The organism is Comamonas sp. GCA5 (assembly GCF_036541385.1).
Lineage (GTDB): Bacteria > Pseudomonadota > Gammaproteobacteria > Burkholderiales > Burkholderiaceae_C > Comamonas > Comamonas aquatica.
Window position 1 is genome coordinate 1 of the sequence record NZ_JAZHFR010000306.1, and the last position, 233, is coordinate 233.

A 233-nucleotide genomic window follows, 5' to 3' on the forward strand; every position below is an offset into this window, starting at 1 on the left:
GACCCGGGAACGTATTCACCGTGACATTCTGATCCACGATTACTAGCGATTCCGACTTCACGCAGTCGAGTTGCAGACTGCGATCCGGACTACGACTGGCTTTATGGGATTCAGCTCCCCCTCGCGGGTTGGCAACCCTTTGTACCAGCCATTGTATGACGTGTGTAGCCCCACCTATAAGGGCCATGAGGACTTGACGTCATCCCCACCTTCCTCCGGTTTGTCACCGGCAG

General features: G+C 55.8%; 1 rRNA gene. It reads right to left on the reverse strand.

What is annotated here, in order from left to right:
- Positions 1-233, reverse strand: a 16S ribosomal RNA gene (locus SJH88_RS19725); the annotation flags it as partial.